This window comes from Agrobacterium sp. CFBP 3001 (genome assembly GCF_027871605.1).
Lineage (GTDB): Bacteria > Pseudomonadota > Alphaproteobacteria > Rhizobiales > Rhizobiaceae > Agrobacterium > Agrobacterium leguminum.
In genome coordinates this window covers 19,889-28,925 of record NZ_JAQAHD010000036.1, presented here as the reverse complement: position 1 = coordinate 28,925, position 9,037 = coordinate 19,889, and the positions used below count along the sequence as shown (strand labels likewise).

Below are 9,037 nucleotides of genomic sequence, written 5' to 3'. Positions count from 1 at the left end.
TGTTGCTCCTCTTTCGTGTCCGAGATCGTCGCCAAACGCTCGAATACGAGTAGAATCAACACCGTGCGCCATGTCCACCAAATTTAAACCGGACAGCAGTGGGACAAGCCCCAGGATGACGGAGAGGTTAAGCGCCCGCGCCGGAGCCGCTTTCTCTAGGCAACCCGCCCGGGAACTAGTTCAGCTTCAGTTCCATACACGTCAAATCCAGCCAGCGGCCGAACTTGGTGCCGACTTCCGAAAACCGGCCGACGACCCTGAAGCCGAGGCTTTCATGCAGGCGGATGGAGGCGGTGTTTTCCGCCTCGATGGCGGCGATCAGCACATGCACGTCGTTGCCGGAGGCATGATCGATCAACGCCTGCATCAGCTTCTTGCCGATGCCGTGGCCGCGCGCATCCTTATGCACATAGACCGAATGTTCGCGGGTGTGGCGATAACCGTCGAAAGCGCGCCAGTCGCCATAGGAAGCATAACCTGCGACCTTGCCGTCGAGGATTGCGACGATGACCGGAAAGCCGCGTGACTTGCGGGCGGCGAACCAATCCCTGCGGTTTTCCAGATCGACCAGCACGTCGTTCCAGATCGCGGTCGTATTCAGCACCGCATCATTGTAAATCTCCATGATGCCGGAGAGATCGTCCACGGTCGCGTCGCGCAGTTGCACGCTCATTGTCGTTCACCCTTTTTCCTGCTCGCAGCGGCGGTATTTTCGGCCGCCATCTGCACGAGGATTAGGCGATGATGCGAATGGCTGTCCAGTACCCATCCCGCCATCGGGGCGCATTCTTCAGGATGCCAGCGGCACGAGGCTGAACGAGGTGACCACGGCGAAATAATGAACGGCGGCGGCGGCGACCACGAAAGCGTGCCAGATGGCATTCTGGAAGCGCAGCTTTTCCCAGACATGGAAGATGACGCCGAGCGAATAGATGACGCCGCCGGCGACGATCAGCCAGAGCGTGACGGGTGCCAGATGCGACGACAGCGGCCCGACCACCATGACGCCGCTCCAGCCCATGGCGAGATAAAGGCCGATGGCGACCCGGTCGTAACGGCCGGGAAACAGGCATTTGAGAAGGATGCCGCACAGCGCCGCAAGCCAGATCAGCCCCAGCATGACGGCGATCAGCGGATCGTGGATGCCGCGCATCAGAAAGGGCGTATAGGTGGCGGCGATGAGGATGAAGATCGCCGAATGATCCAGCCGGCGCAGGAACCATTTCACCCTGGAGTGCGGCCAGATATTATAGGTGAAGGATACGGAGAGACAGGCGACGAGGCCGAGACCGTAAATCCATGCGGCGGCGATCGCGCTGAGCGTCCCCCAGGCGGTCGCGTAGAAAATCAGCGCCGTGGCGCCGATAAGCGCAAACACGATGCCGACACCATGGACGATGCCGTCGGCGACAATCTCGTGAAAATCATACTGGCGCCCGAACCGCCACAAATCGCTCATAGTCCAATCCCGTCTGCGTGCTTTCCTCAAAGCATGGAGACAATATTAGACAGGAACAAGACAGCGGCCGGTTAACGGCAATCAAATTGCATTCGAGGCTGTTGCGAAAGGAGAGGTTGGGGGCAGGCGACGTTCCCTGGCGATAAGGATGAGTTTTTCAGGTTGTCGTACCTACACACCGTCATACCGGCCCTGAGCCGGTATCCAGCCAGCCCAAGTCCTTGGGCTGAAAGAACTCTCTCGCCGCGCAGACGCGCGTCGGCTGGATGCCGGATCAGGTCCGGCATGACGGAGGAAAGGTCGTTCACCCCTCACAACGCCGCAGCGCATTCCTGGCAAAACGGCGTATAGGGCACCGCCTTCAGCCGATCCTCCGAAATCCGCTTGCCGCATTTGACACAGGTGCCGAAGGTGCCGCTGGCGATACGGTCGAGGGCTGCGTCGATGGCGCGCAGCTCGTCCTGACCCACCTGCCCCAGCTCGTCCAGCACCTCGTCATTGCTGCGTTCGGTGGCGCGATCCTCGTCATCGGGATTGCGAGGCTCTTCGAAATCGGCTTCGATTTTGTGCAGGCGGCGATAAAGCTCGCGCTGGCGGTCACGCAGGATTTTCTCGTAACTTTCGACATTCATGTTTTTTCCTCCAGCCAATCTTCTTGTATCGTCGCATTTCCAGACGGAAAACCGGATTCCACTTTTCCTTGGAATGCTTGGGGGCGGAAAACCCGCCCACAACGCTAAAACGTCAGGCTTTTATCGGTCCACCAGCACCGAGCATTTGGCGTGGCGCACCACGCGGTCGGCGGTGGCGCCGATGAAATAATTGCTGAAATCCGGCGTGTGCGACGCGATGATGATGAGGTCGGCCTTGTGCTCCTCGGCGGCGGCGATGATTTCACGCGCGGGGGCGCCGCTTCTGATTTCCTGGCTGCCCTTGAAACCGGCTCTGGTCTTAATGTCCGAAAGCTTGGTCCTGGCGTCCTTGATGGCGTTTTCGATCAGGTCGACAGGCAGGTCGATCGCCATATAGCCCGGCAGTTCCTCGACAACATTGATGAGAACGATCTCGCCGTCCGGGTCCAGAAGCGCCTTGGCCTTTTCGAGAATCTTTTCCCCCTTGTCGGTGGCGCTGAGGTCTACCGGTACGATGATCTTCTTGTACATGGCTGTCTCCTTTGGCTTGATCCGCCGTTTAGCGTGTCGGGCTAGGCTTATATTTCCCCTTCGGCAGGGCCTTCACCTTGATCGAAGTCAAAGCCGGAGCCGGGCCGGAACGGGGCATTGTCAACGAATAGTGGACGGTCAATCGCCAGACGACGATCTTTGCTGAACGACGAAACCAGCCCATATTCGCCTTCGACAAACGCCGCAAAGCGGCGTCGGCCGATGGTTTCGGCGACCGATCCGCCCCAGGGCGCTTCGGATTCAATATGGAGATCATGATGAGTGAAATCAAACAATTCGCCCTGACGCGGCCGGCCTATGTCGGCCAGGCGCATCTCGTCGTTCACGATCTGCCGCGCGTTTCGGATTTCTACCAGAAGATCATCGGCCTTTCCGTTCTTGAAAAGAACCCGAGCGGTGAAGTGCTGGGTGTCGGCGGCCAACCGCTGCTTACGCTTTCCACCTCCAGCACGGCGGAACGCGCGCCGCGCAACGCCGCAGGGCTGTTCCACACCGCCTTCCTGATGCCGAGCCGCAATGATCTGGCCCATTGGCTGGCGCATGCCGCCCATAACAATGTCCAGTTTCAGGGCGCGTCCGACCATCTGGTCAGCGAGGCGATCTATCTTGCCGACCCGGAAGGCAACGGCATCGAGGTCTATCGCGACCGTTCGCCGGATGAATGGACCTACCAGCAGGACGGCACGGTGGAGATGGCCACCCTCGGCCTCAACCTTCAGGCGCTTTACGACAGCGCGCCGAAGACGGCCTTTACCGGGGCGGCGGAAGGAACAGCCATCGGCCACATCCATCTGCAGGTGGGCAATATTCCGCAGGCGGATGAATTTTATCAGGATGTGCTGGGGCTGAAGATCATGGCGCGTTATCCCGGCGCGAGCTTCTTCGGCTCCGGGGCCTATCACCACCATGTGGCCGCCAATATCTGGAACAGCCGTGGAGCCATGGCCCGCAAGGACAACATGACCGGCCTTTCCGGCTATTCGCTGACATTCAACGAGCCGGCCGCGCTTGAGACGGCGATTGCCGCACTCGACCGGCTGGAAATCGCCACAGAGCGGCAAAGTGACGGCATTGTCCTCAAAGATCCGTGGGGCATCGGCCTAAAGCTTTCCGCCTAAACGCAAAAAAGGGGCCGCGGAAATTTTCGCCGCCCCGGAACCGCCACATTTTTCGAACGTTTGTCACCTTATTGGGGGACCGTTCGATGAATGAAAATGCCAGGCCGGACAAGACCGGCAGCTTGGTCAACACCGCGGCAAACGCTGCGGCAACAAGAGCGGACCCGCTGGAGGTGCCAGCTTCCGGCTCACGGCGTGACGATGTGCGCAGCCAGCAGCCGCTTGGCCGCGAAGCGCTGGATGTGGTTGTCGCCTGGTCGGTGATCGGCATCTTCCTTATCATGCTCATGGCAGTCATCCACGAATTGTCGCTCATCCTCATTCCGGTGGTGATGGCCATCGTGGTGGGCATGATTCTCGGCATCGCCGCCGAAAAGCTCGGTTCCTACGGCATTCCCGGCTTCGGCGTCGCGCTCATTCTATCGAGCCTCGTGGCGGCGGTGATGTTCTTCGTGGTCAATTCGCTGACCGAGCCGCTCTCGCTTCTCGCTTCGGAAGGGCCGGCGCTGGTGGAGCGCAGCATCGACCGTTTCCTGCCCTATCTGCAAAGCCTCAGATGGCTGAATATTTCGGCGGCGAGCTTCAGTCTGGGGTCGATGTCGATGGAATCTTTGATTTCGCGAAGCGGCGAAATCATCTCGCTGCTCGGCGCCAACATCACGCCCGCCGTCATTCAGGGCCTGATCTTTCTCGCCGCGCTGCTGATGTTTCTCTATAGCCGGCTGCGGCTGCGCAAGGCGATCATCATGGCCTTTCCGGCCCGCCACCAGCGGCTGCGCACCATCCGCATCATCGGTTCGGTGGAAGAGGTGCTCGGCACCTATTTCGCCACGGCGGCGCTGATCTATGCCGGGCTGGGCGTGACGATGGTGGTCATCGCCTATTTCGGCGGACTGGCCATGCCGCTTCTGTGGGGGCTCTTCGCCTTCCTCTCCAGCTTCGTGCCGTTTCTCGGCATCACCGCCATGACGATTTCGCTGACGGTGGCGGGCATCATCACCCATGACAACATCATCCTGGCGCTGCTGCCGGCGGCGATCTTCTTTACCATTCACCTGTTGATGGAAAACCTCGCCTTTCCGGCGGTGGTGGGCCGCAACATGGAGATAAACCCCTTCCTCGTCTTCGTGATGATCATCTTCTGGACGTGGATGTGGGGCGCGGCCGGGGCCATGCTGGCGCTGCCGCTGTCGCTGATCGTCATGACGGTGACGCGGGAACTCTTCCCCTCACGCCGGGTGGTGCCCAAACTGCCGGATTGACCGGCGGTTTTCCCGCTGGAAATGCGAACCACTGCGGGTTTGAGCTGTCAGGAGATTGTCCTTTGACGGCCGGCGCGTGGGGCTTACCCCCCTCTGCCCTGCCGGGCATCTCCCCCTCAAGGGGGAGATCGACTCGCGGGTGCGTTTCGCCCATCTCAACGTTTGCGAATGAAGTGGCGGTAGCGCTTCCTGCCGATCTCCCCCCTTGAGGGGGAGATGCCCGGCAGGGCAGAGGGGGGTAAACCCCACGCGCCCCGCTCCCCAGCAGTCAGACCGCTCAGGAAGCGAGCGGCATTCCCTGCGCCTCCGCCTGCGCGCTCGCCATGCGGCGCTCATGCTCGAGCAGCCATTTCTTGCGCCACAGCCCGCCGCCATAGCCGGTCAGGCTGCCATCCGCGCCCAGTACACGGTGGCACGGAACGACAATCGCAATCTGGTTCGCGCCATTGGCGCGGGCCACCGCACGCACGGCGGATGACCTGTCCATGGCGGTTGCGAGGGAGGAATAGCTGACGATCTCACCCGCCCGTATTTCCCGCAGGTTGCGCCAGACGTCGCGCTCGAAGGGTGTGCCGTGGCCGGCGAGCCGCGTTTCGAAGGCGGCCGAATGCCCGGCGAAATAGGCCTTGAGTTCCGCTTCGATCTGGCCGGTCACAGCCGTCCGGCCAAGCACCATATCCGCGCCGGTGCGCGTCTTCAGCCGCTTCAGTTCGGCTGGAAGCGCCGGCCGGTCGGCGAATTCGAGGAGATGCAGGGCATGATCGTCGGCGACGGCGAGCATCGGGCCAATCGGCGTATCGATCCAGTCGCCCTTCAAAAACCCCTTGCCTTTCATGGCGGCGGGCGATGAGCCGAAAAACTGGTTGATGGCGGAGCGGAAACCGCTGCCGGATTCGTAACCGGCATCGATCTGCGCGCCGATCACCGCTTCGCCGGAAGCAAGGCTTTCCGCCGCACCGCCTACCCGCCGCAATCTGGCGATTTCCAGAAAGCTCATGCCAAAACGGCGCTTGAAGGTGCGGCGCACGGTGGAAGGATCATGGCCCATCGCCACCACATCCTCCTCGCGCCAGCGGCGTGCCGGTTCGTTTTCCAGCGCCGTCAGCAGCGACGTCACGGTCTCATCGGCGGAGCCATAGGCGAGCATCGGCTTGCAGAGCTTGCAGGGGCGGAAACCGGCTTCCAGACATTCGGCGATGGTCTCGCGGAACCGGCAGTTTTCGATCTTCGGCTTGCGCGCCGTGCAGGTGAAGCGGCAGAAAATCTTCGTCGACGTCACACACACATAGGCCACGCCCTCATAGGCGGGGTCCTTGTTCACAAGGGCGGAATAGAGCGTTTCGGTGTCGGGGCGTTTGAACAGCATCATGGGGAGGATGCTAACGCAAATTTAAGCGGCACGCCGCCGAAAAACGGGCATGGATGTGAGGGATGTTGTCGGCTCGTTTCGTCCACGCCGTTTGGCCAAGCCGGTGCGGCATATTTCTTCTCCCCGCCGGGGAGAAGGTGGCGCGCAGCGCCGGATGAGGGGGCGACGGTGGAGAGATGCGGAAAGCTTGCCCCCTCATCTGCCCTTCGGGCATCTTCTCCCCGACGGGGAGAAGAAACGGGCGGCAACCTTGCGGATCAATTCCCCGGCGGTGCGAAGGACGGATCGTCCAGCCTTGTGAAAATCACGCCGCGCGCCTTCAGCGCCAGAAGGCCTTTCACCACGCCCTCGCCCGCTTCATGGGTGGGCTGGTTGATGTGGGAGATGATGACATCGCCATCCCTGGCGGAAGCGATGTGTTTCGCCGTCATGGCCGCACCCAGCAGCGAGCCGCCATCGCCATTGACGGAATAACCGGCCACCCGCATGCCGAGCCGGTTGATGGTGGCCATGGAGGACCTGGTGTATTTGGCAGTGGCACCCCGGAACCATTGCGGCTGGAGGCCGGTGGCGGCGACGATGGCCTGACGGCCGCCCTCCACCTCCTGCTCGACCGCCGCTTCAGAGCCGGCGGCGGCGATGCCGTAGATGGAAACCGGCTTATCCACTGCCGGCACATGGTTTTCGCCATGGTTTTCGATTTCGAAGAGGTCCGGATGCGCCATGAGCGTGGCCAGCGCCTCGCTATTATGTTTCAGCCAGCGGGCGGTGACGAAGATCGTCGCCGGAATGCGCTCCTTCACCAGCGTATCCAGAATGCGGTGGTCGGTCTTGCCCATGCAGGCGTCCAGCGTCATCGCCACCCGCCCCTTGCCGTCATGCTGCGGCGACATTTTCAGCGTCGGCTCGACAAGGCCGGTCCCCGCAAAGGCGGCGGAAGAGGCGCAGAAAAACAGGGTGACGGTGAAGAGGCGACGCAGCATTTTATGTTCCGGAGTGTGAGAGGTGGCAATCCGCCTGCAAAGCGCCCGAATTAAGGCGCGGTTTCCAGCACGGCCAGGGCCTCCAGCGCCTCTTCCACCCGCTGGCGTTCGGCGCTGGTGAGCGGCAGGATCGGCCGGGGCGGTTCGCTCACCGTGAGCGACAGGATGTTGGCGGCGGCATAAACCACGCGGATGCTGCCGAATTCCTTAAACAGCGTCCAGAGCGGCTGGAAGGCCGCATCGATCCGTTTGACCTCTTCCGCATTGGCGGCCTGAGCCGCCCGCATCAACCGCAGGGCCGGAACCGGCAGCAGGCCGGCGACGACGCTATACCATGTGTCGCCGCCGGCAAGCGTGGCGTCGGCGCAGCCCCAGTCACCGCTATAACCGATGGCGAAATCTTGCCCGAGCTTGGGCCTCAGCCGCGCAAGCTCGCCCGCATAATCGGAATCGGCCGGCAGCGGCATCTTGATGGCGCGAATATTGGGGATGTAGGCAAGCCGCACCAGAAGCTCGTCGCTGAAGGCAAAGCGGGTCGTGGTGGGATTATTGTAGATGGCGAGCGGCAGAGCCGTCGCACCCGCCACGGCGGCGAAATGGTGATAGGCTTCTTCCTGCGTCAGCGGCGTATAGGAGACGGGCGCGAGCAGCAGCGCATCGGCGCCGGCCGCCTCCGCATCCTTCGCCAGCGCCACGGCCTCATCGGTGCGCAATGCGCCGACGCCGGCCATGAATGTGCGCTTGCCCTTGAGGATGGCGGCGGCGGCCTCGATGGCGCGACGCCTCTCCTCGCGCGTGAGATACATGTAGATGCCGGTGCTGCCGAGAATGCCGACGGAATCCACCTCGGCCGCATCAAGCCGCTCGATCAGGGCGGAAAAGGCCTGCGTGTCGACCTGCCCGGCCTCGTCGGCCGGCGTGATCGGAAAAGCCGAAAGTCCCTTGAATCGTGTCGCCATGCCCATCTCCCTCGCTTTGATCGAAAGTCAGGGTTACAGAGCCGTTGACGACGCGGCAACAAAGCGGCGGCTAAACGCCGGTCTGAAATCGAAAAATTCCGTGCTCAGTCATAAAGATACAACTTCTTCCACTGCTCTTCGGGAATTTTATCGCCGACGCGGTAATCGAAGGACTGGATGCTGAGACTGTCGCTCTTTAGCTGGCACTTGTATTTGAGCTTGTACCATTCGCCCGCGCTCCTGAAGACTGCGCCCGGAGCCTTGATGGAGTTCTTCCCCACTTCCGGATCGCCGAAAGTATAGGCGATGACCTTGTCCGGCCGCATGCCCTTCTGCTCGGTCGCTATCCTTTCCATCGCCTCGATATCGCAGCGCTGTTCCAGCCGCTCTTCGGGGGCAAGCGCGTTCAACTGCCGCATGACGCTGGCGTCGATCGCGAAGGCGGGGGTGAAGGTCTGCAAGCCAAGGAAAAAGGCAGAAAGGGCAGCGGGAAGAAGCTTTCGCATGGGATCCTGTCAGTTTTTTCGTTTGTTCTTGTGGTGGGCGGCAGGCCGGGCGGCCTGCATCCATCATCGCTGATTTGCCGGATATTGCTAAAATGTGATCGAAAGCTGACGAAATTGTGCCCAAGCCGCATTCCGCCTGTGGAGATTTGAAACTTGATCGGCTGGAAGAGGAATATCAGTTGCGATTCTTTTGAAGT

At 61.3% G+C, this 9,037-nt stretch carries 11 protein-coding genes; 2 read left to right on the top strand and 9 right to left on the bottom strand.

Annotation, left to right across the window (positions count from 1 at the left end; translation table 11 throughout):
- Positions 1–175: 175 nt before the first annotated feature.
- The 5 genes from PH605_RS24455 to PH605_RS24435 form a co-directional block, all read right to left on the bottom strand.
- Positions 176–673 carry a GNAT family N-acetyltransferase gene (locus PH605_RS24455; RefSeq protein ID WP_065654224.1) on the bottom strand — a complete coding sequence of 166 codons (498 nt, stop codon included), beginning with the start codon at positions 671–673 and terminating at the stop codon, positions 176–178.
- A 117-nt stretch (positions 674–790) separates the two neighbouring features.
- A complete protein-coding gene (gene trhA, locus PH605_RS24450) occupies positions 791–1,459 on the bottom strand; it encodes a PAQR family membrane homeostasis protein TrhA (protein ID WP_003522286.1) in 669 nt (222 codons plus the stop codon).
- Positions 1,460–1,770: 311 nt separating this feature from the next.
- The gene (locus tag PH605_RS24445; RefSeq protein ID WP_035260908.1) at positions 1,771–2,091 is read right to left on the bottom strand and encodes a TraR/DksA family transcriptional regulator; all 321 of its coding nucleotides are present in this window, start codon (positions 2,089–2,091) and stop codon (positions 1,771–1,773) included.
- Between the two features lie 120 nt (positions 2,092–2,211).
- Complete coding sequence (locus PH605_RS24440) at positions 2,212–2,622, bottom strand: universal stress protein (RefSeq protein ID WP_142846566.1); 411 nt, start codon at positions 2,620–2,622, stop codon at positions 2,212–2,214.
- Between the two features lie 47 nt (positions 2,623–2,669).
- The gene (locus PH605_RS24435) at positions 2,670–2,918 is read right to left on the bottom strand and encodes a hypothetical protein (protein ID WP_003522283.1); all 249 of its coding nucleotides are present in this window, start codon (positions 2,916–2,918) and stop codon (positions 2,670–2,672) included.
- Between PH605_RS24435 and PH605_RS24430 the strand changes: the two genes are divergently transcribed.
- Positions 2,901–3,761, top strand: coding sequence for a VOC family protein (locus PH605_RS24430; protein ID WP_142846565.1), 861 nt, complete (start codon positions 2,901–2,903; stop codon positions 3,759–3,761). The genes PH605_RS24435 and PH605_RS24430 overlap by 18 nt on opposite strands.
- A gap of 86 nt (positions 3,762–3,847) precedes the next feature.
- Positions 3,848–5,023 carry an AI-2E family transporter gene (locus PH605_RS24425; RefSeq protein WP_142846564.1) on the top strand — a complete coding sequence of 392 codons (1,176 nt, stop codon included), beginning with the start codon at positions 3,848–3,850 and terminating at the stop codon, positions 5,021–5,023.
- Positions 5,024–5,300: 277 nt separating this feature from the next.
- Here the strand turns inward: PH605_RS24425 and PH605_RS24420 are convergent, their stop codons facing one another.
- The 4 genes from PH605_RS24420 to PH605_RS24405 all read right to left on the bottom strand — a co-directional run bounded on the left by PH605_RS24420 (position 5,301) and on the right by PH605_RS24405 (position 8,840).
- Positions 5,301–6,392 carry a bifunctional transcriptional activator/DNA repair enzyme AdaA gene (locus PH605_RS24420; protein WP_142846563.1) on the bottom strand — a complete coding sequence of 364 codons (1,092 nt, stop codon included), beginning with the start codon at positions 6,390–6,392 and terminating at the stop codon, positions 5,301–5,303.
- Positions 6,393–6,649: 257 nt separating this feature from the next.
- A complete protein-coding gene (locus PH605_RS24415) occupies positions 6,650–7,375 on the bottom strand; it encodes a polysaccharide deacetylase family protein (protein WP_142846562.1) in 726 nt (241 codons plus the stop codon).
- Positions 7,376–7,425: 50 nt separating this feature from the next.
- Complete coding sequence (locus PH605_RS24410) at positions 7,426–8,334, bottom strand: dihydrodipicolinate synthase family protein (RefSeq protein WP_142846561.1); 909 nt, start codon at positions 8,332–8,334, stop codon at positions 7,426–7,428.
- Between the two features lie 104 nt (positions 8,335–8,438).
- On the bottom strand, positions 8,439–8,840 hold the full coding sequence (locus tag PH605_RS24405) for a DUF930 domain-containing protein (RefSeq protein ID WP_059753914.1): 402 nt from the start codon (positions 8,838–8,840) through the stop codon (positions 8,439–8,441).
- Between the last annotated feature and the right edge of the window lie 197 nt (positions 8,841–9,037).